The organism is Variovorax sp. 05L425, assembly GCF_056397705.1.
The window spans coordinates 67,412-93,861 of the sequence record NZ_JBFTNY010000015.1; the positions used below are offsets into that span (position 1 = coordinate 67,412).

Below are 26,450 nucleotides of genomic sequence, written 5' to 3' on the forward strand. Positions count from 1 at the left end.
ACATGACCAATGCATTTTCCCGCTATGCGCGTGTGCTTTCGATCGCTGGCTCCGACAGCGGTGGCGGCGCAGGCATCCAGGCCGATCTCAAGACTTTCTCGGCGCTGGGTTGCTACGGCATGACGGCCATCACCGCGTTGACTGCGCAGAACACGCTCGGCGTTTCGGGCATCCATGGCGTGCCGCCGGCCTTCCTGAAAGCGCAGATCCAGGCGGTGGTCGAGGACATCGGCGTCGATGCAGTCAAGCTCGGCATGCTGCATGCGCCCGAGATCGTCGAAGTCGTGGCATGGGCCATCGATCACTACAAGCTGCCTAACGTCGTGCTTGATCCGGTGATGGTAGCCACCAGCGGAGACCGATTGATCGCGGCTGAAACAGTCCAGGTACTGGTCCGCGAACTCTTCCCGCGTGCAGTGGTGGTGACGCCCAATCTCGACGAAGCAGCGCTGCTGATCGGCCATCCGATCGACGGCGTCGATGCGCTGGACGATGCGGCGAGCGAACTGTTGGCGCTCGGAACGAGTGCCGTCCTGCTGAAGGGCGGGCATCTCCCGGGCGTCGATGTGGTCGATCTGCTGGCGCAGGCCAACGGCGACCGGTTGCGCCTCGCCTCGACGCGCATCGTCAGCCGCAATCTTCATGGCACGGGCTGCACACTGTCTTCGGCCATCGCGTCGCACCTGGCGCTCGGCTATGCGCTGCCGCAGGCTGTCGAGCGCGCGCGCGAGTATGTTGTCGCCGCCATGGCGGCCGGTGCAGACGTCCAGGTCGGCGCTGGTCATGGACCGCTCAACCACGGCTTTGCGCCAGTGCCGACGTTCCGCCTTCCGGCGCGGGCCGCGTGATCCACGCAAGCACGAAAGTGATCGCCAAGGTCGGCAGCGCAGATCCCCATTGCGGCGCCCAGGCGGCGCAGGCGTGATAGACCACGATGCCGGCGATCCAGATCGCGGCTGCGGCCCAGTCCACGCGTCGCGTTCCCACTGACTCCAAGACCGTGCCCATGCCGAGCCGCCCGAGAATCACGCCGTAGAGCGGCACGAACACCGAGCTCAGCAGCAACAGGAACGGTTCGAGCGAGTGCATTGGCAAGACCAGGGCGAAGGCGATGCAGACTGCGGCGAGCAGCAATCCCCAGCGACGAATGCTCCAGCGCGGCATCAGGCTGTGGGCCGAGACGGAGCCCGAGTAGACGTCGCCATAGGCGTTGTCGAGCTCGTCGACCAGGATCAGGCCCAGCGCAACCAGCCCGCCCTGCGCCAGCAGCAATGCGGCGAGCATGTCCGTGCCGGGCTCTGCCACGCTCACGACCATCACGCCCAGCGCATAGCACCAGATGTTGGCGACCGCGTAGCCGAACCAGGTGCCGCCGAATGCGCCGCCCAGGCCGCCCGTGCTGCGCTTGCCGTGACGCGCATAGTCGGCCACCAGCGGGAGCCACGAGACCGGCATGGCAATGACGAGGTCGAGCGCGCCGAACATGCTCATGCTGCCGTCACCCGGACGCGTCCAGAACGATTCCAGTCCCTTCGCATGAATGCGCGTGGCGAACTGCCAGCTCAGCCACACCAGCGACAGCACGACCAGCGGCAACCCGAAGCGACTCACGAAGCGCCGCACGAGCTTGACCATCGAACCCGACAGCAGTGCCAGCAGCACGGCGCCCCAGACCAGCGTCGTGACCACAGAGCCGAACTGGCCGTCGAGCGACCAGCCGAACGCCTGCCTGCCGATGGCTTGCGTGCCTTCACGCATGATCACGACTTCGAAGGTGGTCCAACCGATCAGCTGCACGATGTTCAACACGACGGGCAGGCGGGCAAACGCGCTGCCGTAGGTCGCGTGCATCAGGCCCGCGCTGGCGAGCCCGCTTTCGCAGCCGACGCGTGCGGTCCATGCCAGCAGTCCCGCGCCAATGCAAGAGCCCAGCACGATCGCGATGGCCGCATCCTTCGTGCCGACCGCAGGCACCAGGTAGGCCCCGATCTGCATGACCAGCAGACCGACGCCGAGGCTGAACCACAGCGCCATATGGTCGTGCCACCGGAAGACGCGTCCGGATTCGCGCAGCGGCGTCAGCGCCTCATTGGCGCCAGCCGGCGTCTGCTCGTTGCTTGTGTTTGCCATCCATTTGCTCCAATGCAAATTGTTTGGCAGGTGGGCGAGGCCACGGCGGCAAGACCGTCACGCGAGAAAACGTGGCGGCCGCCGGACCAGCTTCCCTGCGCGAGGATTACCTCAGTCAGGTTCAAAGGGACTCTCTCAGCCGGCACACCGAAACGGCGAACCGGCACCCCTAGCGTTGCTTCAATCTGGCGAAGCAGGTCGGATTGTAGAACTGTGTGACGGATCGGTGAAACGATGGGACAGCTTCACCAGCGCCCAGAACACCGCGGCGATCGCCATGGCCAAAACGAATCCCCCGAGGATGTCCAACGGAAAATGCACACCCACATAAATGCGCGCCCAGCCCGTGACAAACCCGATCAGGAGGATGGCAAGCCCTACGATGCGCAGTCCCGGCCGCAGACAGAGGATCAACCCGACAGTAAACATGACCGTCGCATGCGTACTCGGCATCGAGCCACGGGCGCCGTGCTCGATGTAGGCCGGGCTCAAGCCCGCAATGAAAGGCCGGGGCATGTTGATGGCGCTGGCCACGGCATGCGCCAGCATCGAGGCCGCGAGGGCCGCAACCAGAGTTGCAACGAGGTATTTCCACTGCGACGGTTGCCGCCACGCGGCCCAGGCGATCAGGGCCACACACAACCAGACCGTGCCGGTGGCCAGCAGCGATGCAATCCACAGGATCTGCGGATGAGGCGTGTTGCCGGCCGCCAGCCAGTGAAAAAGCGCGACGTTCAACTCCTGCATGCCGGGCATGGTAGCTGTACGGACCAGGCTCCGTTCAATGCTTGACGCCGAGCAGCGTGTGCAACCGCGTGCTGGTCGTCGTGTATTGCAGCGGGATCGACTTGTCCGGGAAGACGATGGCCGTCGCGCCCCAGGCAGCCAGCGTCGCTTCGTGAAAGCCGCACACGATCAGCTTCTTCTTGCCCGGATAGGTGTTGATGTCGCCAACCGCGAAGATGCCTCGTTCGCGCGTTTCGTACTTTTCGGTGTCGACAGGCAACTGCTTGCGAACCAGTTCCAGGCCCCAGTCCGCGATGGCGCCGAGGCGTGGCGAGATGCCGAGGCAGCCGATGAGGGCATCGAAAGGGAGGGATTGAGCCTGCGCGTCCGGCGTGATGATCCGCAGGCCGGCATCGTCGAACGCGGAAGGCTGGCCGATGGCGAGGCGTATCGCACCTGCCGCGACGCGTTCGCGCAAGGCGGCGACGGTGGCATCTTCGGCCTGGAAGACATCTCGCCGATGAAGCAGCGTGACCTGCCTTGCGATCGGCGTGAGCGCCAGCGCGGCCTCGAGCGCGGCACCGTCGCCGCCGTTGACCACCACGGTCTGGCCGGTAAAGCGGTCGAAATCATCGGGGTGGTAGAAAAGCTTCGTGCCTTCCAGCTGTTCGATGCCTTCGACGGCGATGCGTTTGGGCACGAAGGCGCCGACACCGGCGGCAATGAAGACCGTCCTGGCGAGAAATGCCGTATGTCGGGACGTGGTCAGCAGAAACCGACCGTCATCCTGTCGCGCGAGGGTCGAAACCTGCTCGCCAAAATGGAATTGAGGCTTGAAAGGCGCGATCTGCTGCAACAGCGACTCCGAAAGGCCCCGCCCGCTGGTGACCGGCGTGCCCGGAATGTCGTAGATCGGCTTGTCGCCATAGAGCTCGACGCACTGGCCGCCGGCTCGGGGCAGTGCGTCGACGATGTGGCAGGAGATTTCGAGCAGGCCGAGTTGGAAGACCTGGAACAGCCCGACCGGGCCGGCGCCGATGATCAGCGCGTCTGTTTCGATGGGGGCTTGTTGCGTGCTCAGCGCACCAGCTCCGAGATCTTGCCGGTCTTGTCTTTCCACTCTTCGGCGTCAGGCAGGGCAGGCTTGCGCTTGGTGATGCTTTTCCAGCCATCGGCCAGGGCCAGCTCGGCATTGAGCTTGATGAAGGCGAGCTGGTCGCCGGGGAGGTCTTCCTCGGCGTAGATCGCATTGACCGGGCATTCGGGGATGCAGACCGCGCAGTCGATGCACTCGTCGGGGTCGATCACCAGCATGTTCGGCCCTTCACGGAAGCAATCGACCGGACACACGTCAACGCAATCGGTGTATTTGCAGCGGATGCAGGATTCGGAGACGACGTGGGTCATGGTTGTTGCAAAGCGGGAAGGTAAGCGGAAAAACCGGGAATTTTAGGCCTTTGTGGGGGCTGGGCGCACGAGCACCGCCGCGGAGGTCCGGTGCGACGCGGTATCGACCAGGATCAGCGAGCCGAGCGCACGCGATTGCGTGAAGGGCAGCACCGCCAGCGGCTGCTGCAGGCTGAGCACCACGTCGCCGATCGCGTTGGCTTCAAGATGGTCGGTCGGCTCGCAATCCAGCGTCGTGATGTTGACGCGATCCACGATGCGCGCGACCTTCGCCTTGACCCAGCGATGGCCCTGGAGCGCCCAGTAGACGCGGCCCGCCACGAGCGGTTCGTCGTCGAGCCAGGCAATGGTGGCCGTGATCTCGCGCGTCGGTTCGAAGGCGCCGGGTTCCAGCAGCCAGTCGCCGCGCGAGACGTCGAGTTCGCGGTCCAGCACGATGCCGGCGCTGTGACCCGCGTGCACCGTCTTCGGCTGGCGCGTGTGGCTCAGCACTTGCGCAACGGTAGCGCTCTGGTTGCTTGGCAGGACGGTGATCCGCTGGCCCGGCTCGACATGGCCGCTGGCAACGCGGCCCCAGAACACGCGGCGACCGCGCGAGGTGTCCGCCGACGCCGAGAACTTCTCGACCCATTGCACCGGGAAGGCGAAGGGAACGGATTCATCCTGCGCCGTAACCGGCAGCTTCTCCAGCAATTCGAGCAGGCTCGGGCCTTCGTAGCCCGCCCAATCGGCATGGCGCGAAGCCACGTTCCAGCCCTTGAGCGCCGAGATCGGCACAGTGGCGGCGACTTGCACGCCAGCGGCTTCCGCAAAGTTCGACAGCGCGGCCGAGATGCGCTCGAAGGCCAACTCGGCGTCGTCGATGGCATCGAGTTTGTTGACCGCGAACACGATCGACTGCACGCGCAGCAGATGGCAAAGCAGTGTATGGCGGCGCGTCTGCGGCAGAAGCTCGCGCTTCACCACTTCGCCATCGCCGCATTCGGCAGCCCAGGCCAGCTTGGTCGCATCGACCAGCACGACAGCCGCGTCCGCGCTCGATGCCGCGGTGACCATGTTGCGCGTGTACTGCTCATGTCCGGGCGCGTCACCGATGACGAACTTGCGCTGAGCCGTCGAGAAATAGCGATACGCCACGTCGATCGTGATGCCCTGTTCGCGCTCGGCCGAGAGACCGTCGGTCAGCAGCGCCAGGTCTGTCTCGCCGCCGCGCTGAACCCCGGCCAACTGATCTTGCAGCACCGTCTTGCTGTCGACCAGCAACCGTCCGATCAGCGTGCTCTTGCCGTCATCCACGCTTCCGCAGGTGATGAAGCGCAGCGCCGCGCCAGTCTCGGCGGCATGGGTTCCAGAGGAAGCAGCAATCGAAGTAGTCATGTTCATTTCAATTCATCAACGGCGCATCGGCCTTCATTCCAGAAACACCGCGGAACCGGCTCCGCCGGGCCGCCGGTGTTGCCCCCGGCAGGGGGTGGGCGGCTACACGAAGTGAGCCAACCTGGGGGCGAGTCAAAAATACCCGTCTTTCTTGCGCTTTTCCATCGACGCTTCGGACGTCTTGTCGTCCATGCGGGTGGCGCCGCGTTCGCTCACGTCGGCGGCCAGCGTTTCGATCACCACATCGGCAGCGTCGGCGGCGAGGCTGTCAACGGGGCAGGTGCAGGTGATGTCGCCCACGGTGCGGAAACGCACGTCGCGCACTTCCACTTGTTCGCCGTCGCGCGGCGGGGTGAGTGGGGTCACCGGCACCAGCAGCCCGCGGCGCTCGACCACTTCGCGCTTGTGCGTGTAGTAGATCGAGGGCAGGGCGATGTTTTCGCGCTCGATGTACTGCCACACGTCAAGCTCGGTCCAGTTCGAGATCGGGAACACGCGGAAGTGTTCGCCGTGCGCGAGGCGCGTGTTGAAAAGCGTCCACAGCTCCGGGCGCTGGTCCTTCGGCTGCCATTGGCCGAAACTGTCGCGGTGCGAAAAGATGCGTTCCTTGGCGCGCGCCTTTTCTTCGTCGCGGCGGGCACCGCCGATCAGCGCGTCGAAGCGGAACTCCTCGATGGCTTCGAGCAGCGTCACCGACTGGTGCACGTTGCGCGATTCGTCCGGATGAGCGAGGCGCACGGTGCCGCGCTTCATCGAATCCTCGACGTTGCGCACGATCAGTTCCGCACCCAGTTCCTTGGCGCGTGCATCACGGAAGTCGGTCACTTCGGGGAAGTTGTGGCCGGTGTCGATCATCAGCAGCGGATAGGGAATGCGGCCGACGCCGAAAGCCTTTTCCGCGCACTTGAGCAGCACCAGTGAATCCTTGCCGCCCGAAAACAGCAGCGTCGGCCGTTCGAAGGAGGCTGCGACTTCGCGCAGGATGAAGATGGTTTCTTCTTCCAGTGCGTCGAGTTGCGTGTTGGACAGGCGCGCGAGCGACTGCGAGGTTTGCAGCAGCAGGTCGTGTTCGGTGCGGGCGTTCATGAAGCGGGGTTCAGTTCGGGATGACACGGATAGGGATGGCGCGGTTGGGCAATGGCGAAACGGCGGACAGCGGTTCGAAAGCCGCTGGCTCCTCAGCCTCATGGCTGCCGTCGGCGGTCACGTGCAGGCCGCATTCCTTGGCGCTTTCCTGCTCCCACCACCAGCGGCCGGAGCGGAAGTCTTCGCCCAGCGTCACGGCGCGAGTGCACGGCGCGCAGCCGATGCTCGGGTAGAACTGGTCGTGCAGCGTGTTGTAGGGCACGCCGTAGGTGGCGATGTAGTGCCAGACGTCGCCCCAGGTCCAGCGCGCCAGCGGGTTGACCTTGACACGCTCGGGCTGCTGCTCGATGAATTCGACTTCGGCACGCGCGCCGGATTGCTCGCGGCGCAGGCCGGTGATCCACGCGCGCTTGCCGGCCAATGCGCGATCCAGCGGCTCCATCTTGCGGATGTGGCAACAGGCCTTGCGCAATTCCAGGCTGCGGTACATCGCTTCCTCGCCGTTTTCGGCAACGAAGCCGGTGGCCGCTTCCTCGACCGGGCGATAGACATCGACCTCGCGGCCATAGTGCTTTTGGAGCGCTTCGAGCAGGCCCAGCGTTTCAGCGTGCAGCTTGCCGGTCTCGAGCACGAAGATGCCGCTTGGCACCTGGAAGCGATGCAGGATGTCCGTCACGACCATGTCCTCGGCGCCCAGGCTGGATGCCTGCGTGATCGGCGTGAACTCGGTCGCCGCACCGCGCAGCAAGGCCACGCTCTCGGCGAGCTTGGCTTCGAAATCGGCGGAGGGTTTGGCGTAGAGCGAAATGGCGTTCATGAAAGGCGGGCTCAAGCGGCCGCTTCGTCGCGATGGCGGAACAGCGGGCTGGCCTGCACGTCGCCTTGGTAGAAGTCGCCGAAGCGGTCGAACTGGCGCTGGGCATCGGAAGCGTCCACGCCTTCCTTGAGAACCGCACTCGAAAAGCCGCTGCGTTGCATCTGCACCAGTTGGTCGATCAGCACATCCCCGGTGGCGCGGATATCGCCCTTGAAGCCCAGGCGTCGGCGCAACAGGTAGGCCTGGCTGAACGCTCGGCCATCCGTGAATTTCGGGAAGATCAGGTCGATGCGCTCCACGTCGTCGAGGCAGACCTCGATGGCCAGCGGGTCGGCATCGTTCGGCAACTGCAGAACGCTGGGGTCTCCGTTGTCCACGTGGTCTTCCGCTGCAATCAGGTTGAGTTTCCTGTTCATGCGGCCTCCTCGAACTTGAAGCGTGCGCCGTTGGCTGCGACCTTGAACGGGTCGGGACCCACGCGGCGCAGCGTCTCGATGAAGCTTTCTCCGGGCTGGCGCGTGTCGCGGTAGGTATTGAGCACGGCCTCGATCACGCCCGGCACTTCCGCGGCCGAGAATGAAGGGCCGACCACCTTGCCGGGCTGCGCCGGACCGTTGCGGGCGGCGCCGTCGGAGCCGCCAAGCGTGATCTGGTACCACTCCTTGCCGTCCTTGTCGACGCCGAGGATGCCGATGTGGCCGCTGTGGTGGTGTCCGCAGGAGTTGATGCAGCCGCTGATGTGCAGGTCGATCTCCCCCAGGTCGTCGAGCTCGTCGAGGTCCTGGTAGCGCTCGGTGATGGCCGCTGCGATCGGGATCGAGCGCGCGTTGGCCAATGAGCAGAAATCGCCGCCGGGGCACGAGATCATGTCGGTCAGCAGATGGATGTTCGGGCTGGCAAAGCCGGCCTCGCGCACGGCGAGCCAGAGCGCGTGCAGATCTTCCGCGTGCACCCAAGGCAGCAGAAGGTTCTGCTCGTGCGTGACACGGGCCTCGCCGGCGCTGAAACGGTCTGCGAGCTGGGCAGCGGCTTCGAGCTGGCTGGCCGACGCGTCGCCCGGCGCCTGGCCGAGCCGCTTGAACGACAGCGTGACGGCGCGCAGCGACGGGTTCCGGTGCGGTGCGACGTTGCGCTGCATCCAGCGCGCGAACTGGGGGTCCTCGGCGGCTTGGGCGCGCAGCTCGGCGTGGGTCGCCTCGGCGCTGCGGAACACGCGGGTGGCGAGCGTCGGCGGCACGAAGCTCGCGGTCACGCGGTCGAGTTCTTCCTGTGTGATGGTGTGCGGCGCGCCGTCGTGTTCGATGATCTGCCTGTACTCGGCCTCGACGTCGTCGATGTAGCGCTGGCCTTCGGCCTTCACGAGGATCTTGATGCGTGCCTTCCAGAGGTTGTCTCGCCGGCCGTAGCGGTTATAGACCCGGATCACTGCTTCCAGGTAGTTCATGAGCTGATTCCACGGCAGAAACTCGCGCACCACGGTGCCGATGATCGGCGTGCGGCCCATGCCGCCGCCGACCTTGACACGAAAACCGAGTTCGCCCGCGTCGTTCTTGTGCAGTTGCAGGCCGACGTCATACCAGCCGCTGGCGACGCGGTCCTCGATGGCGCCGGTCACGGCGATCTTGAACTTGCGCGGAAGGAAGGCGAATTCGGGGTGCAGCGTGCTCCACTGCCGCATGATCTCGGCGAAGGGGCGCGGATCGGCGATCTCGTCGCTCGCGATGCCGGCGAGCTCGTCGCTCGTGATGTTGCGGATGCAATTGCCGCTGGTCTGGATGCCGTGCATGTCTACCGTGGCCAGCAGATCCATCACGTCGGCCGACTTGGAGAGCGGGATCCAGTTGTACTGCACGTTCGTTCGCGTCGTGAAGTGCGCGTAGTGCGTCGGAAGCCGGACGCTGCCGAGCTTGCCCTGCACCTCGTTCGCGTGCCGGTAGAGCTCGGCGTCGGGAGCGTCGTATTCCCGCGCGATCTTCGCCAGCACCCGCAATCGCGCGCTGGAAAGCTCGCCGTACGGTACGGCCACGCGAAGCATCGGTGCGTAACGCTGCACATACCAGCCGTTCTGCAGGCGCAGCGGACGGAACTGGTCTTCGGCGAGCTTGCCTGCCTGCCAACGTTCGAGCTGGTCGCGGAACTGCGCCGCGCGCTGACGCACGAACTGGCGGTCGAAGTCTGTGTATTGGTACATCGTGTGATCTGTGTGGCTGTAAAGGCGGTGCGTCCACACCCCGCCAATGCGATCGAGGAATGTAGAAGCGAGCCTTATGGAAACAAACTATTTTTTGGTTCGCGCCTTATGCGGATAAGCTTATTCGCCAGCAACCATGCGGGTTTGCGGGCGATTGATTGCTTATTCCGGATAAGGCGGCGGCGCTGTGGACCGCCGCCGTGCACGGCGAAGTCGTGCACGAAACGCGGACGATTCTAGGAAAGGCGGCGAGCTTGCGCTCGCGCGTGGCGCGGCGTTGCTAGAGAACGAAGCGCGTGACGCTGATGTAGTGGCTCAGCGTGCCGCCCAGCACGAAGAGGTGCCACATGCCGTGCGCATGGCGCCAGCCGCGCGGGTTGCGATAGAAGATCGTGCCCGCCGAGTAGAGGCCCGCACCGGCCAGCAGCCAGGCCAGTCCTCCGGCGTCGAGCCGCTCGATCAGCGGTGCGGCGGCCAGGACGCCGAGCCAACCCATGCCCATGTAGAGCAGCAGCGACGGCTTCGGCGCTTCGCCCGGGCGGAGTTCGCGCCCGATGCCCAGCAGCGCCACGGTCCAGATGCTGGCCAGCAAAGCCCAGCCCCATGCCCCTTGCAGCGTGACGAGCGCGAAGGGCGTGTAGCTGCCGGCGATGAGCAGGTAGATCGCGCAATGGTCCATCCGCTGCCAGAACAGCTTCATCCGGCCACGCGTGCTGTGGAAAAGCGTCGACGCCGCGTACAGCGTGATCATTGAAACGCCGAAGACAAGGGCGCTGGCTGTCTTGGCCGGATCAGCGGTCGGCACCGTCTTGGCGAGCAGCGCGGCGGAACCGGCCGTCGCGAGGAGGAGCCCGAGGAGGTGGCTATAGCCGTTGAAGCGTTCACCGATGTACATGGTCGCCGCCAAAGTTCATGGATGTGTCGAGTGGGCCGGGGAATTGCTGCACTGTGACGACATGAGACACCTATTTACGTTTTTACACATCTACCGTTGGTGCTGGCGAATTGGCCGGTCGCGGCTGCGGCACGACGAACGCCTCCAACCATTGGAAGGGGAGCTTGGGGAGTGCGTATGGCCTCCGGCCTCCTTCGAATGAAGGTAGCGTTTCGTGCGATTTGTCCGTGTAGGAACCCCTTGGCGCCGCAACGACGCGAGGGCACTGGTCGCCGAACTCGAAGCGCGGCTCGCCGAAGCGAAGGCCGCGGTCAAGCCCGCCTGAATCAGCAGCAGCGTCCGGTCCCTTGCCCGTACCTGCGCTCGATGACTCGCGCGCAGTATTCATTGCGCGTCAACACCGGCGCGCCGGGGTGCGTGGCTTCGGCGTGCGCGAGATAGCGCTCATAGTCCGGCATGCCGAAGACTTGCCGGCACACCGAGCAGACGCTGCGCATGCTGCGTCCCAGCCAGCGCTCGGTATCGGGAACAGGTGTTGCCTGCGCCGTCACGGCATCGCTCCTTGCGCGCCGGAGAACGGCGGGATCTCCTGCGCCGTCGGCTTCGACTGCTTCAGCGCCTGCATGCAGATCTTGGCCGCGAAGACGCACATCGCGACCACGAGCAGCACGAAGAAGCCGCACACCACCGCGTCAAGGTAGTTGTTGAAGGCGACCCGCTGCATCTCCTCGATCGACTTGGCTGGCGCGATCACCGTCCCCTGCGCGGCCGCATCGCCGAACTTGCGCGCCAGCGCGACGAAGCCGATGGCGGGGTCGGGATGGAAGATCTTCTGCACGCCTGCAGTCAGCGTGGTGATGAGCAGCCATGCCGTGGGCACCAAGGTCACCCACACGTAGCGCTGCCGCTTCATCTTCACGAGCACGCTGGTGCACAGCAGCAGCGCGATTCCGGCGAGCATCTGGTTGCCCACGCCGAACAACTGCCACAGCGTGTTGATGCCGCCCAGCGGATCGACCACGCCCTGGTACAGGAAGTACCCCCACATCGCGACGCACAGCGCCGTGGCGACGAGGTTGGCGGGCAGGAATTCGGTGTTGCCGAGCGGCTTGTAGACGTGGCCCAGCATGTCCTGGATCATGAAGCGCCCGACGCGCGTGCCGGCATCGACTGCCGTGAGAATGAACAGCGCCTCGAACAGGATCGCAAAGTGGTACCAGAAGGCTTCCATCGACTTCCCGCCGAAGGCCTGCCCAAGAATCTGCGCCATGCCGACCGCGAGCGTGGGTGCGCCGCCGGCGCGCGAGAGGATGCTGGTCTCGCCGATGTCCTTCGCGGTCTGCGTGATGAGTTCCGGCGTGATCGTGAAGCCCCAGCTCGAGATGACCTGCGCGGCGTTGGCGGCGGTCGTCCCGATCACCGCGGCGGGTGCATTCATCGCGAAGTAGATGCCCGGGTCGAGCACGCTCGCGGCGGTGAGTGCCATCACGGCGACGAAGGATTCGGCCAGCATGCCGCCGAAGCCGATGAAGCGCATGTGCGATTCCTTCTCGACCATCTTCGGCGTCGTGCCCGACGAGATCAACGCATGGAAGCCCGAGACCGAACCGCACGCGATCGTGATGAAAAGGAAGGGGAACAGCTTGCCCGAGAACACCGGTCCGGTGCCGTCGATGAAGCGCGTGGTGGCCGGCATCGACAGCAGCGGCGCGACGTAGTAGATGCCGAGCGCGAGCGCGACGATGGTGCCGATCTTGAGGAAGGTGCTCAGGTAGTCGCGCGGCGCCAGCATCAGCCAGACGGGCAGGCTGGCGGCGATCGCGCCGTAGATGATCAGCGCCCAGGCGAGCTGCGTGCCGTTGAGGGTGAACATCGGCCCCCATGTCGGATCGCCGGCCACGGTGCGGCCCAGAAAGATCGACAGCAGCAGCAGCACCACGCCGAAGGCGGAAGCCTCGCCCACGCGCCCCGGCCGGATGACGCGCATGTACAGACCCATCAGCAGTGCAATCGGGATCGTCGCAAAGATGGTGAACAGGCCCCAGGGGCTTCCCGTGAGCGCCTTGACGACGATCAGCGCCAGCACCGCGAGGATGATGATCATGATCGCCAGGACACCGATGAGCGCCAGAGTGCCAGGAACGGGACCGAGCTCCATCTTGATCATCTCGCCCAGTGACTTGCCGTCGCGCCGCACGGAGGCGAAGAGCACGATGAAGTCCTGCACCGCCCCGGCCACGACCACGCCCGCGAGGATCCAGATCGTGCCGGGAAGGAAACCCATCTGCACGGCGAGTACCGGCCCGACCAGCGGCCCCGCACCCGCGATGGCCGCGAAATGATGGCCGTACAGCACCCACTTGTTGGTGGGCACGTAGTCCATCCCGTCGTTGTGGCGGATGGCCGGCGTCGGCCGCGAATCGTCGAGGCGCAGGACCTTGTCCGCGATGAACTTGCTGTAGAAGCGATAGGCGATGAAGTAGACGCAGAGGGCTGCCGTGACCAGCCACACCGCATTGACGCTTTCCCCGCGGCCCAGCGCCAGTGCGGCGAAGGAGAACGCTCCCAGGATGGCGACGGCTGACCAGACCAGGAGGGATATGAGCTTGTTCATCGCGCAGTCCTCTCAGCAAAAGACGTCCGGATTTCGCGTCAGACGACCTTCACGTTGATGTCGTAAAGGCCGTCGATGTGCCCCGTCATCACGTCGCCCGGCACCACCGGCCCGACGTTTTCGGGCGTTCCCGAATAGACGATGTCACCCGGGAATAGTTCGTTGTACATCGACAGGTTCGCGATCTGTTCGGCCACGCTCCAGATCATCCGAGACAGGTCGCTCGACTGCTTCGTTTGCCCGTTCACCTTGAGCCAGATGGCGCCCTTGCTGAAGTGCCCGACCTGGCTGACCGGATGCAGATGGCTCACCACCGCCGAATGGTCGAATGACTTGCCGATTTCCCAGGGCTTCTTCTCGTTCGCCATGGCATTCTGGAGGTCACGGCGGGTCATGTCCAGACCGACGGCGTAGGCGAAGACGCAATCCAGCGCCTTGTTGGCGGGGATGTTCCGGCCGCCCTTGCTGAGCGCGGCGACGAGTTCGACCTCGTAGTGGTAGTTCTTGGTGACCGGTGGATAGGGATGATCGATCGTCACGTCCTTCGGGGCCAGTTGCACGGCATCGTTCGGCTTCTGGAAGAAGAAGGGTGGTTCGCGGGTCGGGTCCGACCCGCGCTCGATCGCATGCGCGGCGTAATTCCGTCCAATGCAATAGATGCGGCGCACCGGAAAGGACTGGTCGCTGCCCACGACCGGGATGGTGGACCCGGCAATGGAAAACATGGGCTTCTTCGCGCCTGGCGCGCCAGCCGTCGAGGCACAGCCGGAAAGCGCTCCTGCCGCCATCGCGGCGGTGGAGAGTTGCAGCATGGCTCGGCGATTCGTTGCGGTCATCTAAGGAGTCTCCTTGTTACTTTTCGAGGGGAGTCGATCATCCCGCCTCGCTGATCGGGGTGCAACGCGAGCAAGTACGTAGCCCGTTGCCTATCGGACTGATCGGCTACGGCCTAAGCGATATGGACCTACAGCGGCGCGCGTAATACATAAGTAGTCTGAAAACTTGAGCTGAACGCAGGAAACCGACGTGCCGCAAGTCCAACGACGCGAAATGACGACGCTGTACCAGGCGGTCGTTTGCAGCCGCCTGGGCGTGGAGGCGGCGCGCGGAGAACTGATCGAGGCGCTCGGCGACTGGTTGTGCGGAAGCGGGACCCCGCCTGGCCTGCCGGAAATCGAGGCGCTGGCGCGCCTCACCGCAGCGCAGGAGAAGGCAGAGGCCGAGTACGCGCGGCACGTCGCGGTGCTGTCCAACGCATTGGTCGCGCGCTTGCGGCGCGCCTGACAGCTTCCGGCAGCTCAGAACGAGCCAACGGTCGAGCCGAGCACGATGACGGCGACCAGCGCCAACAGCGCGCCGACGATGCCGACCATCACGATGTCGAAGTAGCTTTCGCGGTGTCCCTGGCCGCACACGGCGAGCAGAGTGACGACCGCGCCGTTGTGCGGCAGGCTGTCGAGCGTGCCCGCGCCGATCACGGCGACCCGGTGCATCAGTGCGGGATCCAGGCCGGTCGTGGCGGCCAACTGCATGAAGGTGCCGCCCAGCGCGTCGAGTGCGATGGTCAGGCCGCCCGACGCCGAGCCGGTGAGCGCTGCGAGGATGTTGGTCGACACGGCCAGCGACACCAGCGGGCCACCCCCGATTCCCAGCACCCAGTCGCGCACCATTTCGAAAGCAGGCATCGCCGCGACGACCGCGCCGAAGCCCACGAGGCTGGCCACGCTCACCACCGGCAACACGGCAGCGTTGGCGCCGGCGTCGACCGTGCCACGCAGCGATGGCAGGCGTTTCCAGTTCAGCGCGATCAGCACGACGATGGCCACCGTGAGCGCGACCAGCACCGCCCACACGCCCCCGACGTTCGCCAGCGTGATGCCGCCGAACCGCGGTTCGGACAGGAAGTCGGTATCCATGCGCGGCAACACGACCAGCGCCATCAGCAGATTGACCAGCACAACGACCACGAGCGGCAGCAGCGCGACGACGACGCCGGGCTGTCCCGTGCCATGCGCGCCGTGCGCGATCTCTGCCGGATCGAAACTGCCGGACGTGGTTGCACGTTCGCGTACCACAGGGTCGTCGGCTGCGCTGACGTGCTTGTCGACGGTGACCGTGCCGAAACTCTCGCCGGCTCGGCGTGCGGAGCCCTCGGCGCGGCGCAGCCACCACATGCCGAATCCGAGCATGATCGCGGCGGCGATGAGACCCAGTCCCGGTGCGGCAAAGGCCGTCGTGCCGAAGAAGGGCATTGGAATCGCGTTCTGGATGGCCGGCGTGCCCGGCAGGGCCGACATCGTGAAGGTGGACGTCCCCAGCGCGATGGCCGCCGGCATGAGACGCCCCGGAATGTCGGCGGCGCGGAACAGCGCCTGCGCCATCGGCGCCAGCACGAAGAAGGCGACGAAGAGGCTGACGCCGCCGTAGGTCACCATTGCACCGGCCAGCACGACGGCGAGCATCGCGCGCTTCGGGCCCAGCTTTTCAGTCATGAAGCGCGCGATGGTCTGCACCGAGCCGCTGTCGTCCATCAGCTTGCCGAAGATCGCGCCGAGCAGGAAGAGGGGGAAGAACTGCGCCAGGAAGCCGGCCGCCGAGGTCATGAAGGTCTGCGTCCAATGCGCAAGCAATGGCTCGCCGGCGAACAGCGCGGCGATGAGGGCCGCCATCGGCGCCAGGACGAGAACGCTCCAGCCTCGGTACGAGAGCCAGATCAGCAGCCCGAGGCCGACGAAGATTCCTGCGAGTCCCATGGCTTCAGACTCCTTCGAGCAGGGCGTCGAGATCGAGCGTCGAACGTTTGCCGACATTGCCTGCGTGCGCGTCGATGAACGCAGTCGCCGCGACGCGGCCTTCGTCGCGCAGCTTGCAGAGGAATGCCCACTCGGCAATCATCTTGGACGAATAGCCGAGCTCGAGCATCGCGTCCGTGGCGATGCGGTGGATGCGCATGCGCGCCCAGGCCGCGCCTTCGCCATGCCCGGGGTCTGCCACCTGATGCAGCATCGCGATCATGCGCAGTTCCTTCAACAGGGGCGAGTTGAACGAGATCTCGTTGAGGCGGTTGTTGATCTCCTGCGCGCTGCGCGGAACGCCGGGACGCTCGACCGGATTGATCTGCACGAGGATGGTGTCGCTCGCCTTGCATTCGCGAATCAGCGGCGTCATCGTCGGGTTGCCGGCGTAGCCGCCGTCCCAGTAGGGATCGCCGTCGATCTCGACCGCATGGAACATCGAGGGCAGGCAGGCAGACGCCAGCAGCACGTCGGGGGTGATCTCTGCGTTGCGGAACACCCGGCCGCGGCCCGTTCGCACATTGGTCGCAGTCACGAACAGCTTGATCGGTGACGATGCCAGCCGCTCGAAGTCGATCAGGTCGGCCAGGATGCCGCGCAGGGGATTCGTGCCCTGCGGATTGAGGTCGTAGGGCGACCATAGTCGGGTGGCCATGTCGACTGCCATGAAGACCGGCGAATTGTCGAGCGTCCACTGGCCGCTCATCATCTCCATCCAACCGCGGCGGAAAGGACTGAACCGGGCTGCTTCTGAGACGCCTCGCCAGAAGTTCTCGAGCGATTCGCGCGCGCCCTCGGCGCCAGCCCGTGCGTGGCCGCAGGCCGTCACCGCCGCGTTCATGGCGCCGGCCGACGTACCCGAGATGCCGTCGATTCGAAACCATGGCTCTTCGAGCAGGCGGTCGAGCACGCCCCAGGTGAACGCGCCATGAGAACCGCCGCCTTGCAGCGCGAGGTCGATGGGAAGTGTTTTCAAGGTGGACCTCCAGAAGGCGTTGCCTACGTTGTAGAGCCAAGCAATGCCCGCGCCAGCTTGCAAGGGATGAATCGATCCATCCTATCCCGGGCGGATGGTCGAGCTCAAGCGAACAGAGTGCTGGTCGACATGCGCGAGATGTGATACGGGATGCATCTTCGCCGCAACGGGTGACACGCAGACCCCTTTGCACCATTGGGCAATTGCCGGCTTGGCACTTTGAAGCGACATTAGCGATTCACAACAGTTCCGTGCCGGGTCCTTCCGGATGTTGATCGTACGGATTCCCCCGGGGCAGGAGGAAAGCGATCGATGAGATTTGCTTCTCATGAAATGGCCTTGCGCCAGTTGGGCGTTGCCAAGACCGGCGTCCGCGGACTTCCCGTAGCGGTGCTTGCCTTGGCATTGCTTTCGGGCTGCTCGAAGACGGCGCCCGAAAAAGCAGCTCCGCCCCCGATCGATGTTTCGATACAGAACGTCCAGGCGCAAACGGTGCCCGTGGTCTTCGAGTTCGTCGGCCAGACCGAAAGCTCCCAACAAGTCGAGATCCGCGCGCGCGTCAACGGTTTTCTCGAGAAGAGGGTCTACACCGAAGGCTCTTTCGTCGAACCGGGGCAGGTGCTGTTCAGGATGGACACCAAGCCCTTCGAGGCCAACCTGAAGGCCGCGAAAGCCGAGCTGGCGCAGCAACAGGCGAGACTGGACACCGCTCTCGCCAACCTCAAGCGCGTGAAGCCGCTGGTCGAAGACAACGCCCTGGCCATCAAGGACCTCGACGATGCCACGGGGCAGGAACAGGCAGCCGCCGCCGCGGTGGAAGCCGCCGCCGCCAAGGTCACTGACTCGATGCTGAATCTCGGCTACACGACGATCACGTCGCCGGTCAGCGGCCAGTCATCCTTTGCGAAGGTCCAGGATGGCGCCTATGTCAACGCCGCGAACAGCCTCCTGACCTACGTCGCCAAGCTCGATCCGATGCGCGTGAATTTCAGTCTCTCCGAGAATGAATCGCTGCGCGTACAGGACGAACTCGCCAAGGGAAAGCTCATCAGGGCGCCTCACGATGACTATGCCGTCGCGCTGGTGCTGGCCGATGGATCTGTCTTCCCGGCGCAGGGACGCATCACCTTTGCCGATGCCGCGTTCAGCCAGGAAACCGGCACCTTCCTGCTGCGCGCGGAATTGCCCAACCCCAAGGGCGAGTTGAAGCCCGGGCAGTTCGTGCGGGTCAAGGTCTACGGCTTCACACGGCCGAATTCCATCGTCATCCCGCAGCGAGCAGTGCAGCAGAGTCCGCGCGGCGAGTACGTCTGGGTCGTCGACGGCGAAAGCAAGGCCAGCATGCGTCCCGTGACCGTCGGTGACTGGATGGGCGATCAATGGCTCGTGACCGGCGGCCTCAAGGATGGCGAGCACGTGGTGGTCGATGGCTTCATGCGACTTGCGCCGGGCACGCCCGTGCAGGCCAAGGAGGTTCCGGCCGAACCCTTGCCCGATGTCAAGACGTTGACGCGGCCTGCCGGGCCCGTGCCGCCGGGTGCGATCGCAGCCGCGGCCGGCGCGCTGCCGGAATCGAAGCGGGGCGCTCCCGCAACGACGCCTCCGCCGGGCAGCGACAACAAGGACGCCGTGTACTTCGATCGCGGTCGCACCGCGCTCGACGCGACCGGCCAGGCGCGTCTGGTGGCCGTGGTCGCAGCCCTCAAGGCGAAACCTGAATTGCGCGTCGTTCTCCAGGGCTACGTCGACGCGACCGGAGATGCGCAGCGCAACGCCGCACTCGCCAAGCAGCGCGCGGAGTCGGTGCGCGACACGCTGCTGGCTGCCGGCGTGCCGGCCGATCGCATCGTGCTGCAGAAGCCTGCCAACATCGTGGGCGGCGAATCGCCCGCGCTGGCACGGCGTGTGGATGTCGTGCTGGCGGAGGCCCGATGAAGTTCGCGCACTTCTTCATCGACCGGCCCATCTTCGCCTCCGTCATCTCGATCATCCTGGTGCTTGCCGGGGTGGTTGCGATGCTGAACCTGCCGATTGCGCAGTTTCCCGACATCACGCCGCCGCAGATCTCCGTGAGCGCCACCTACCCGGGCGCGAGCGCGGCCGTGGTGTCGGAGAACGTGGCCGCGCCCATCGAGCAGCAGGTCAACGGCGCCGACCGCATGATGTACATGAACTCGACGTCGAGCTCGACGGGGAACGTGACGCTGTCGGTCTTCTTCGAGATCGGCACTGATCCTTCGCTGGCCCAGGTCGACGTGCAGAACCGCGTGAACCTTGCGCTGCCGACCTTGCCTTCGGCGGTGAGCCAGCAGGGCGTGAGCGTGCAGAAGAAGTCGCAGGCCTTCATGATGATCGTGGCGATCTATTCGCCCGACGACAGCCAGGACCCGACCTTCATCGCGAACTACGCCAACATCAATGTGCTGGATGCGATCAAGCGCATTCCGGGCGCGAACCAGAGTTCGATCTTTGGGTCGCCGGACTACGCGATGCGCCTTTGGCTCAAGCCGGACCGGATGGCCAGCCTGAGCATGACGGCGACCGACGTGCAGCAGGCCGTCGCCGCGCAGAACCAGCAGTACGCCGCCGGCCGTCTCGGCGCGTCGCCCACGTCGACGCCGGTGCAGCAGACCATTCCGGTCGCGACCTCCGGCCGGATGACGGAGCCCTCGCAATTCGACAACATCATCCTGCGCGCGCAGCCAGGGACCGGCGCCATCGTGCGCGTGAAGGACATCGGCCGCTCGGAGCTCGGCTCCAAGGACTATTCGATCCGCTCCAAGTACAACGGCAAGACGGCGACGCTGATCGCGATCTACCAGCAGCCTGGCGCGAACGCGCTGCAGGTCGCGACCAACGTGCGCACACTGCTGCAGGAGATGAGGAAGACCTTCCCCACCGGGCTGGACTACGACATCGCGCTGGACACGACCGACTTCGTGCGCGAGTCGATCAACGAGGTGGTGCACACCTTCATCGAGGCCGTCGTGCTGGTGGTGATCGTCGTCTTTGTCTTCCTGCAAAGCTTTCGCGCGACGCTGGTGCCCATCCTGGCGGTGCCGGTCTCGATCCTCGGCGCGTTCATCGGCATGACGGCAATGGGCTTCTCGATCAACATGCTGACCTTGTTCGGCATGGTGCTGGCGATCGGGATCGTGGTGGACGACGCGATCGTCGTCGTCGAGAACGTCGAGCGCAACATGGCCGAATTCGGCCTGTCGCCCAAGGAGGCGGCCAAGCGCGCGATGGACGAGGTCAGCGGGCCGGTGGTCGCGATCGTGCTGGTGCTGTGCGCGGTGTTCGTTCCGGTGGCGTTCCTCTCGGGCATCACCGGCCAGCTCTACAAGCAGTTCGCGATCACGATTGCGGTGTCGGTGGTGCTGTCGGGGCTGGTGGCGCTGACGCTGTCGCCTGCGCTGGCCGCGATCCTGCTGAAGCCGCCGAAGCAGGGCGAGCACGAGAAGAAGGGTTTCTTCGGCTGGTTCAACCGGCGCTTCGAGCGCCTGACCGACGGCTACACATCCAGTACGCGACTGGCCATCCGGCGAGTGGGCATGTCGGTGGTGCTGATCGCCGGCATGGTGGCCATCATGCTGGGCCTGTTCAAGCACGTGCCGACGACCTTCCTTCCAGTGGAGGATCAGGGCTACATCTTCACCGCGGTGATCATGCCGGATGCGGCCAGCCTGGACCGCACGTCGGCCGCGACGGACCGCGCGCAGACATGGTTCAGCAAACAGGCGGCGGTGAAGTCGGTGGCGACGGTGCCGGGCTTCAGCCTGATCGATTCGCAGCTCAAGTCCAACGCGGGCGTTCTCTTCGTATCGCTGAAGGGCTTCGCGGAGCGGCAGGCCCCGGACGATCGAGCAGGCGCGCTGATCCGGCGCGCGACCGCGGAGTTCTCGACCTTCCAGGAGGCCATCTTCGTGCCGGTGAACCCGCCTTCGATCCCGGGCCTGGGCACGACGGGCGGCTTCGAGTTCTGGATACAGAGCGAAGGCGACGCGAGCCTGCAGCGGCTCGAGGAAGTGACGCGCGAATTCATCGCCAAGTCGCGCCAGCGCCCCGAGTTGCGGGGGGTCAATTCGACCATCAACACGCGATCGCGCCAGCTGCTCGTCGACGTGGATCGCGACAAGGCCGAGAGTCTCGGCGTGCCCGTGCAGGACGTGTACTCCACGCTGCAGACGCTCTTCGGATCGCTCTATGTCAGCCAGTTCCCGAAGAACAGCCGGTTGTTCCAGGTGATCCTGCAGGCCGAGCCGGACTACCGCACCAAGCCGGAAGACCTGCAGAACATGTTCGTGCGCAATCGCGACGGGCAGATGGTCCCGCTGAAGGCGGTGGCAACCTCGCGCTACGTGACCGGCGCGGACATCGTCACGCGCTTCAACAACTTCACGGCCGCCAAGATCACCGGCGACGCGGCGGAGGGCTACAGCTCGGGCCAGGCGCTCGACGCCATGGAGGCCATCGCCAGGGAGGTCTTGCCGGAGGGCTTCTCGTACGCATGGTCGGGCGAGGCTTATGAAGAACGCAAGGCAGGGTCCACCGCCGGCCTGGTCTTCGCGTTCGCGCTGGTGATGGTGTTCCTCATCCTCGCCGCGCAATACGAGAAGTGGTCTTTGCCTGTCGGCGTGCTCCTGGCGGTGCCCTTCGCGCTGTTCGGTGCCATTGCGGCGATCTGGTTGCGCGGCATCCAGAACGACGTCTATTTCCAGATCGGCCTGACGGTGCTGATCGCGCTGGCCGCCAAGAATGCCATCCTGATCTTCGAGTTCGCCGTCGAATTGCGGCACAAGGAAGGCTTGTCGCCGTACGACGCTGCCGTGGGCGCCGCCCGGCTGCGTCTGCGGCCGATCATCATGACCTCGCTCGCCTTTATCCTGGGCTGTATTCCGCTTGCGATCGCCAGCGGCGCTTCGGCCGCGAGCCGGCAGTCGCTGGGCACCGGGGTGATCGGCGGCATGCTCGGCGCGACGCTGATCGCGATCTTCTTCATCCCGATGTTTTTCTGGGGCCTCGAAACGCTCAGCGATCGCACATCGAAGAAGAAGCCTGCGCCCCATCCGGACGGCGACGTGCCGCCCGCCGAGGGGGAAGGAGCCGCCGATGCGCCGCATTGATATCGACCTTCGCGTTGCAGTGGCGCTGGTTGCAGGACTGCCGCTGGCCGGATGCATGCTCGGGCCGGACTACAAGCGGCCGGCCCTCGATATTCCGACCCAATACAGGGCGACCGCGCCGAAGCCGACTGCCGCAGCCTCAGCGGCAGACGAGGCGTGGTGGCGGCTGTTCGACGATCCGGTCCTCGACGCGTTGATCAGCGAAGGCCTGCGCAACAACCAGGACCTGATCGCGGCCGCTGCACGCGTGGAGCAGTTCTACGGCGCGCTCGGCACGACCCGGTCGCCGCTGTTCCCGCAGGTCGGCGCCGACGTGAACGGAAGCCGCACGCGCGCCAGCGAGCGGACGATTACGCCCGCTCCTTCGATCAATCCGTACAACGCCGTTCAGGCAACGCTGCTTGCAAGCTGGGAGATCGATCTCTTCGGCCGCACGCGACGGCTGACCGAGGCCGCGACGGCCGACCTGCAGTCCAGCGAGGCATTCCGGCGCGGGACCGTGGTGTCGATCGTCGCCGCGATCACGACGGGCTACGTGAACCTTCGGGAGCAGGATCGCGAACTGGAGGTCTCGCGCGAGACGCTGGGGCTGCGCAAGGATGCGTTGGACTTGTTCGAACGACGCTTCAAGGGCGGCGTCGTGTCGGATGTCGAAGTGAGCCAGGCCCGCTCCGAGTACGCCTCCGCGCTGCGGACCATCCCCTTGCTCCAACAGGCCATCGGGCAGCAGGAGAATGCGCTGTCGAATCTCATCGGCCGGAATCCCGGACCTGTTGCGCGCGGGAAGGCGGTCAACGACATGTCGCTGCCGATCGTCCCTGCCGGCTTGCCTTCCGATCTGCTGGAGCGGCGGCCGGACATCCTGGAGGCGGAACAGCAGATGGTGGCGGCCAATGCGCGCATCGGCGCGGCCAAGGCGGCCTACTTTCCGACGATTTCGCTGACCGGCGCATTCGGACAGGCGAGCCGCTCGCTGTCAGACCTGTGGGAAGGGCCATCGCGCCTGTGGACCTACGGCGCTGACATCTCGATGCCGATCTTCACGGCGGGCGCCATCGCGGGCCAGGTGCAGAGCGCCGAGGCGGTGCAGCGCCAGTCGGTCGCGCAATACACGAAGGTGGTGCAGGCCGCCTTCAGCGAGACCGACAACGCGCTCACCGGCATCACGACATCGCGGCAGGCGCTCGACGCGCAAATGCAGCAGGTCGCCGCGCTGGCCAACTATGCGCGCCTTGCGCGCAAGCGATTCGAGGGCGGCTACACCAGCTATCTCGAAGTGCTCGATGCCGATCGCAATCTGTTCAGCGCGCGGCTGGAGCTTGCTCGACAGCAGGGCAGTGTGCTGCTGCAATCGGCAGCGCTCTACAAGGCGCTCGGTGGCGGCTGGATCGACGTTGCGGACCAGGGAGCGCCGCAGCCGGGTGTTCGCCTGAGCGAGCGGCCGCCGATCTTTCCGTGACGCGGCTCTCCGTTCCAAGGGGTCAGCAAGAGACGCGCCGCACCACGACCGAAGCGTCCAGTCCCTCGTAAGCCCCGGGTTCGCCGTACCAGGTGCCGGAGATGGGGGCCGCCAGCGCAGGATCGCGCGCGACGCCGACGCGAATCAATTGGCTGCTGCCCATGAAGTTGTTGGTCGGATCGAAGGCCACCCAGCCTGCACCCGGCAGATAGGCCTGCAGCCATGCGTGCGTGCTTCCCGCGCCGGTGACGGAGCCATCATCGGCCGCTTCGTTGGCTGTATCGAGCGCGGCGTCGTACAGATAACCCGTGACGAAGCGCGTGGCGATGCCCAGGCGACGCGCGGCTTCCATCATCAGCAACGCATAGTCACGGCAACTGCCGCTGCCGAGCGCGAGGGTCTGGAGCGGCGTCTGCGTGCCTTCCTCGTCACGAGCGGCATAGGTCAGGCTCTGGGCGATATGCGCGTTCATGCGCTTGAGCACGTCGAAGGTGCCGTTGGGCGCATCACTGTGGAGGAACTGGTGAGCCCAACGGATCAGCGTGCCGTCGGGATCGTCGTGATGCGGGCGCAGGTAGCGCTCGAGATCGAAGCGGTCCTCCACCGAATAGGCGAAGGGGAGGACCAGGGCCGCCGGGTCGAGATCGAGCATGCCGACAGTGGCGGGCACATGCTCGATCGTGAAGCGGCAGACGATGCGCAGCTCAGTGGCTTCGCCCAGCGGGTACACAAGCGCGACCGAGTTGGAATGAGGGTCCAGGATCATCCGGATGTTGGCCGTCGGACTCACCTGCAGGTCGGTCGCGAGCACGCGCAGGTCGTGGCTTTCGCGGGGCCTGAACATCACGCGATGCAGACCGAAGGTGACCGGCGTCTTGTACCGGTAGACGGTGGTGTGGGTGACGTCGTATTGGATGGCCATGGCGGATTGTCCTGCGTGCGGAGAAATTGCTATATGGCGCTGGCCAATCCCCGAGGCGCCGCGGGCTGCGCTCGCTGGGTATCGAGCGCGCTCGCGAGCTTCGCCGGCAACGGCAGGGGTTCGCCGTGCCAGCGTGCGGCGAGCAGTTCGGCGCACAGCGCGGCGAAGGTCATTCCGCGCGATCCCAACGCCGTGCAGAGCCACGCGCTGTCCTCGGCCGTCGCGTCGATCGGACCGACCAGCGGACGCCGATCGCCGGAGGCGCAGCGCACGCCGGCCCATGCCTGCACGTCACCCGCGGCGAACGCCGCGTCAAGCTGCGCTGCCGCATCGGGATGCAGGCGCTGGAGTCGTTCGAAATTGACTAGCCGCTCGGCCGGCCGCACGGACGGATCGCCGCTGTCGCGGTCGAAGGTCGCGCCAGCGAGCCACAAGTCGCCGGCATCGTCGGGCACGCGGGCGATCAGATGACCGTCACCGTTGACCGGCACACCGGGCAATTGCGCACTGGAAGGCGTGACACCCCAGGCGACCTGACCGCGTACTGGCTGCAGCGGAAGGTCGGGCGCAAAGGCGCGGCTTTCGAAGCCGGCGGCAACCACGACCCGATCGGCTCGCACGAGCGCCGTCCTGCTGTCGTCACGTAGCAACCAACCTGCTTCGACCCGCTCGATGCACGCAACGTGCCGACCCGTTTCAACGCGGATGCCGGGTTGCGCGAGCCAGGCTTCGACCAGCCGCGCCGGCCGTACCCATCCCGCACGTGCATGCCAGAGTGCGACGGTCTCGGACGGCAGGCCGGCATCGTGGAGTTGTGCCGCTGTCGCGTGCCATGACTCGTTGGGACCTTCTGCAGTCCAGCCGTCAGGCAGGCGGGCATCCGCCATCGCGCGACGTTCGATCACGCCGCTCGCTCGCCAGTCGCGCCCTTCGTCCAACCATTGCGCCAACTGCTGCCACGTCGCGCGAATACCGGCCCGCGTGAGTCGCGAGAGCAGCGCGTCGTCCGGCGACACGTGTGGCGCCAGCATGCCCACCGGCAGTCCCGACGCGCCGGCGGCAGGGTGAGCAACCGTATCGAGCACCGTCACTTCCCACCCGCGCCGCGCCAGACTTGCCGCAACAGCCGCACCGGCCAACCCTGCGCCGATCACCGCGCAATGGCCGGGTGTCGCCGGTGGCAGCGGTGCGGGCCCGCGCCGCCGGACTTCCCATGCCGGTGCAAACACCGCCTGAAGGCAATCGCGCTTGGGCGGCAGACCGGGCGCCTTGGTCACCTCGAAGCCGCATTGCGCCAGCGCCGCGCGCACTGCACTGGCGATGGTCCACGTGGCGGCACGCGTCCCGCGTCGAGCGAAGCGCGAGACCGCCTTGAGCGTCTCCGCCGACCACATCGCCGGATTGCGCTGCGGACTGAAGCCGTCGAGAAAAATGCTGTCCGCTTCGAAGCGCTGGGCGCGCAGCATCGGCTGCACGTCGCCGATGCACAGCGTGAGCAGCACCCGTCCTTCTTCGAGCCAGAGTCGATGGAAGCCCGGCAGCAGCCCGTGCCACTGAGCGGCCAGCTTTTCCGCCAGCGGCATTAGCTCGGGATAGGAGGCGGCGGCCCGCAAGAGATCTTCCCGCGAGACCGGATAGGCCTCGATCGAAACGAAATGCAGCAGGCGAGGCCGCTGCGGATCGGCCCGCCAAGCCTCCCAGGTTGTCAGGAAATTGAGCCCAAACCCGAAGCCAGTTTCGAGAATCCGCCATTGCGGCTGCCCAGCCCATGCCTCGGGCAACCCGCAGCCGCCCAGAAACACATGCCGGGCCTGCGCTGGTGCGCCAGTTTCAGTGTGGTAGATGTCGTCGAACCGCGCGCTACGCGGAATGCCGTCCGCTCGCCAATCGACAGGTTCAGCCATGCGCGGACGAAATCAGCGCCTGCAG

Annotated in this window: 22 protein-coding genes and 1 riboswitch; of the genes, 5 read left to right on the forward strand and 17 right to left on the reverse strand. The window is 65.6% G+C overall.

Going from position 1 to position 26,450, the window contains the following annotated elements:
- Nucleotides 1–2: 2 nt before the first annotated feature.
- Nucleotides 3–848 carry a bifunctional hydroxymethylpyrimidine kinase/phosphomethylpyrimidine kinase gene (thiD, locus tag AC1DN9_RS17885; protein ID WP_478102495.1) on the forward strand — a complete coding sequence of 282 codons (846 nt, stop codon included), beginning with the start codon at nt 3–5 and terminating at the stop codon, nt 846–848.
- On the opposite strand, the gene AC1DN9_RS17890 is transcribed toward thiD, so the two are convergent.
- From AC1DN9_RS17890 to AC1DN9_RS17950, 13 genes are all read right to left on the reverse strand, one after another.
- On the reverse strand, nt 793–2,130 hold the full coding sequence (locus AC1DN9_RS17890) for a purine-cytosine permease family protein (protein WP_478102497.1): 1,338 nt from the start codon (nt 2,128–2,130) through the stop codon (nt 793–795). The two genes, thiD and AC1DN9_RS17890, sit on opposite strands and share 56 nt — an antisense overlap.
- Nucleotides 2,131–2,205: 75 nt before the next feature.
- Nucleotides 2,206–2,311: riboswitch (TPP riboswitch) on the reverse strand.
- Complete coding sequence (locus AC1DN9_RS17895; protein WP_478102498.1) at nt 2,311–2,877, reverse strand: phosphatase PAP2 family protein; 567 nt, start codon at nt 2,875–2,877, stop codon at nt 2,311–2,313. It overlaps the preceding riboswitch by 1 nt.
- 34 nt (nt 2,878–2,911) lie before the next feature.
- A complete protein-coding gene (locus AC1DN9_RS17900) occupies nt 2,912–3,976 on the reverse strand; it encodes an NAD(P)/FAD-dependent oxidoreductase (RefSeq protein ID WP_478102500.1) in 1,065 nt (354 codons plus the stop codon).
- Nucleotides 3,934–4,263, reverse strand: coding sequence for a ferredoxin FdxA (gene fdxA / locus AC1DN9_RS17905; protein ID WP_478102502.1), 330 nt, complete (start codon nt 4,261–4,263; stop codon nt 3,934–3,936). Before fdxA ends, AC1DN9_RS17900 begins: the two co-directional genes overlap by 43 nt.
- Before the next feature lie 42 nt (nt 4,264–4,305).
- Nucleotides 4,306–5,646 carry a sulfate adenylyltransferase subunit 1 gene (locus AC1DN9_RS17910; protein ID WP_478102504.1) on the reverse strand — a complete coding sequence of 447 codons (1,341 nt, stop codon included), beginning with the start codon at nt 5,644–5,646 and terminating at the stop codon, nt 4,306–4,308.
- Nucleotides 5,647–5,772: 126 nt separating this feature from the next.
- Nucleotides 5,773–6,726 carry a sulfate adenylyltransferase subunit CysD gene (cysD, locus tag AC1DN9_RS17915; protein WP_478102506.1) on the reverse strand — a complete coding sequence of 318 codons (954 nt, stop codon included), beginning with the start codon at nt 6,724–6,726 and terminating at the stop codon, nt 5,773–5,775.
- Between the two features lie 10 nt (nt 6,727–6,736).
- Nucleotides 6,737–7,543 (reverse strand): phosphoadenylyl-sulfate reductase, encoded by an 807-nt coding sequence (locus AC1DN9_RS17920; protein ID WP_478102508.1) that lies wholly within the window; start codon nt 7,541–7,543, stop codon nt 6,737–6,739.
- A gap of 11 nt (nt 7,544–7,554) precedes the next feature.
- The gene (locus AC1DN9_RS17925) at nt 7,555–7,959 is read right to left on the reverse strand and encodes a DUF934 domain-containing protein (RefSeq protein ID WP_478102510.1); all 405 of its coding nucleotides are present in this window, start codon (nt 7,957–7,959) and stop codon (nt 7,555–7,557) included.
- Nucleotides 7,956–9,734 carry a nitrite/sulfite reductase gene (locus AC1DN9_RS17930; protein WP_478102512.1) on the reverse strand — a complete coding sequence of 593 codons (1,779 nt, stop codon included), beginning with the start codon at nt 9,732–9,734 and terminating at the stop codon, nt 7,956–7,958. Before AC1DN9_RS17930 ends, AC1DN9_RS17925 begins: the two co-directional genes overlap by 4 nt.
- A gap of 280 nt (nt 9,735–10,014) precedes the next feature.
- Entirely contained in the window at nt 10,015–10,629 is a 615-nt protein-coding gene (gene trhA / locus AC1DN9_RS17935) for a PAQR family membrane homeostasis protein TrhA (RefSeq protein ID WP_478102514.1), read from the reverse strand.
- Between the two features lie 326 nt (nt 10,630–10,955).
- Nucleotides 10,956–11,180: a YbdD/YjiX family protein gene (locus AC1DN9_RS17940; RefSeq protein WP_478102516.1), complete on the reverse strand. Its 225-nt coding sequence runs from the start codon at nt 11,178–11,180 to the stop codon at nt 10,956–10,958.
- Nucleotides 11,177–13,243, reverse strand: a complete 2,067-nt coding sequence (locus AC1DN9_RS17945) for a carbon starvation CstA family protein (protein ID WP_478102517.1) — start codon at nt 13,241–13,243, stop codon at nt 11,177–11,179. The genes AC1DN9_RS17940 and AC1DN9_RS17945 overlap by 4 nt, the downstream gene beginning before the upstream one ends.
- Nucleotides 13,244–13,281: 38 nt before the next feature.
- On the reverse strand, nt 13,282–14,079 hold the full coding sequence (locus AC1DN9_RS17950; protein ID WP_478102519.1) for a fumarylacetoacetate hydrolase family protein: 798 nt from the start codon (nt 14,077–14,079) through the stop codon (nt 13,282–13,284).
- 190 nt (nt 14,080–14,269) lie between these two features.
- Here AC1DN9_RS17950 and AC1DN9_RS17955 point away from each other — a divergent pair, with 190 nt between their 5' ends.
- Complete coding sequence (locus tag AC1DN9_RS17955; protein WP_478102521.1) at nt 14,270–14,527, forward strand: hypothetical protein; 258 nt, start codon at nt 14,270–14,272, stop codon at nt 14,525–14,527.
- A 14-nt stretch (nt 14,528–14,541) separates the two neighbouring features.
- Here the strand turns inward: AC1DN9_RS17955 and AC1DN9_RS17960 are convergent, their stop codons facing one another.
- Together AC1DN9_RS17960 and AC1DN9_RS17965 are read right to left on the reverse strand one after the other, a co-directional pair.
- A complete protein-coding gene (locus AC1DN9_RS17960) occupies nt 14,542–15,996 on the reverse strand; it encodes a GntP family permease (RefSeq protein WP_478102523.1) in 1,455 nt (484 codons plus the stop codon).
- Nucleotides 15,997–16,000: 4 nt separating this feature from the next.
- On the reverse strand, nt 16,001–17,014 hold the full coding sequence (locus AC1DN9_RS17965; RefSeq protein ID WP_478102525.1) for a patatin-like phospholipase family protein: 1,014 nt from the start codon (nt 17,012–17,014) through the stop codon (nt 16,001–16,003).
- 312 nt (nt 17,015–17,326) lie between these two features.
- On the opposite strand from AC1DN9_RS17965, the gene AC1DN9_RS17970 reads away from it, so the two are divergent.
- Genes AC1DN9_RS17970 through AC1DN9_RS17980 form a run of 3 tightly spaced genes read left to right on the forward strand, consistent with a single transcriptional unit; the run spans nt 17,327 to nt 23,599 of the window.
- Entirely contained in the window at nt 17,327–18,949 is a 1,623-nt protein-coding gene (locus AC1DN9_RS17970) for an efflux RND transporter periplasmic adaptor subunit (RefSeq protein WP_478102526.1), read from the forward strand.
- On the forward strand, nt 18,946–22,140 hold the full coding sequence (locus AC1DN9_RS17975) for an efflux RND transporter permease subunit (protein WP_478102527.1): 3,195 nt from the start codon (nt 18,946–18,948) through the stop codon (nt 22,138–22,140). Before AC1DN9_RS17970 ends, AC1DN9_RS17975 begins: the two co-directional genes overlap by 4 nt.
- Entirely contained in the window at nt 22,127–23,599 is a 1,473-nt protein-coding gene (locus tag AC1DN9_RS17980) for an efflux transporter outer membrane subunit (RefSeq protein WP_478102529.1), read from the forward strand. Before AC1DN9_RS17975 ends, AC1DN9_RS17980 begins: the two co-directional genes overlap by 14 nt.
- A gap of 22 nt (nt 23,600–23,621) precedes the next feature.
- Here the strand turns inward: AC1DN9_RS17980 and AC1DN9_RS17985 are convergent, their stop codons facing one another.
- Both AC1DN9_RS17985 and mnmC read right to left on the reverse strand, forming a co-directional pair.
- On the reverse strand, nt 23,622–24,521 hold the full coding sequence (locus AC1DN9_RS17985; protein WP_478102531.1) for a transglutaminase family protein: 900 nt from the start codon (nt 24,519–24,521) through the stop codon (nt 23,622–23,624).
- A gap of 29 nt (nt 24,522–24,550) precedes the next feature.
- Complete coding sequence (mnmC, locus tag AC1DN9_RS17990; RefSeq protein ID WP_478102533.1) at nt 24,551–26,425, reverse strand: bifunctional tRNA (5-methylaminomethyl-2-thiouridine)(34)-methyltransferase MnmC2/FAD-dependent 5-carboxymethylaminomethyl-2-thiouridine(34) oxidoreductase MnmC1; 1,875 nt, start codon at nt 26,423–26,425, stop codon at nt 24,551–24,553.
- Nucleotides 26,426–26,450: the final 25 nt, after the last annotated feature.

What these genes read in the sequence shown, in the direction of transcription:
- thiD (WP_478102495.1), top strand. Translation starts at nt 3, where the DNA reads ATGACCAATGCATTTTCCCGCTATGCGCGTGTGCTTTCGATCGCTGGC.
- AC1DN9_RS17890 (WP_478102497.1), bottom strand. Translation starts at nt 2,130, where the DNA reads ATGGCAAACACAAGCAACGAGCAGACGCCGGCTGGCGCCAATGAGGCG.
- AC1DN9_RS17895 (WP_478102498.1), bottom strand. Translation starts at nt 2,877, where the DNA reads ATGCAGGAGTTGAACGTCGCGCTTTTTCACTGGCTGGCGGCCGGCAAC.
- fdxA (WP_478102502.1), bottom strand. Translation starts at nt 4,263, where the DNA reads ATGACCCACGTCGTCTCCGAATCCTGCATCCGCTGCAAATACACCGAT.
- AC1DN9_RS17910 (WP_478102504.1), bottom strand. Translation starts at nt 5,646, where the DNA reads ATGAACATGACTACTTCGATTGCTGCTTCCTCTGGAACCCATGCCGCC.
- cysD (WP_478102506.1), bottom strand. Translation starts at nt 6,726, where the DNA reads ATGAACGCCCGCACCGAACACGACCTGCTGCTGCAAACCTCGCAGTCG.
- AC1DN9_RS17920 (WP_478102508.1), bottom strand. Translation starts at nt 7,543, where the DNA reads ATGAACGCCATTTCGCTCTACGCCAAACCCTCCGCCGATTTCGAAGCC.
- AC1DN9_RS17925 (WP_478102510.1), bottom strand. Translation starts at nt 7,959, where the DNA reads ATGAACAGGAAACTCAACCTGATTGCAGCGGAAGACCACGTGGACAAC.
- AC1DN9_RS17930 (WP_478102512.1), bottom strand. Translation starts at nt 9,734, where the DNA reads ATGTACCAATACACAGACTTCGACCGCCAGTTCGTGCGTCAGCGCGCG.
- trhA (WP_478102514.1), bottom strand. Translation starts at nt 10,629, where the DNA reads ATGTACATCGGTGAACGCTTCAACGGCTATAGCCACCTCCTCGGGCTC.
- AC1DN9_RS17945 (WP_478102517.1), bottom strand. Translation starts at nt 13,243, where the DNA reads ATGAACAAGCTCATATCCCTCCTGGTCTGGTCAGCCGTCGCCATCCTG.
- AC1DN9_RS17950 (WP_478102519.1), bottom strand. Translation starts at nt 14,079, where the DNA reads ATGACCGCAACGAATCGCCGAGCCATGCTGCAACTCTCCACCGCCGCG.
- AC1DN9_RS17960 (WP_478102523.1), bottom strand. Translation starts at nt 15,996, where the DNA reads ATGGGACTCGCAGGAATCTTCGTCGGCCTCGGGCTGCTGATCTGGCTC.
- AC1DN9_RS17970 (WP_478102526.1), top strand. Translation starts at nt 17,327, where the DNA reads ATGAGATTTGCTTCTCATGAAATGGCCTTGCGCCAGTTGGGCGTTGCC.
- AC1DN9_RS17975 (WP_478102527.1), top strand. Translation starts at nt 18,946, where the DNA reads ATGAAGTTCGCGCACTTCTTCATCGACCGGCCCATCTTCGCCTCCGTC.
- AC1DN9_RS17980 (WP_478102529.1), top strand. Translation starts at nt 22,127, where the DNA reads ATGCGCCGCATTGATATCGACCTTCGCGTTGCAGTGGCGCTGGTTGCA.
- AC1DN9_RS17985 (WP_478102531.1), bottom strand. Translation starts at nt 24,521, where the DNA reads ATGGCCATCCAATACGACGTCACCCACACCACCGTCTACCGGTACAAG.
- mnmC (WP_478102533.1), bottom strand. Translation starts at nt 26,425, where the DNA reads ATGGCTGAACCTGTCGATTGGCGAGCGGACGGCATTCCGCGTAGCGCG.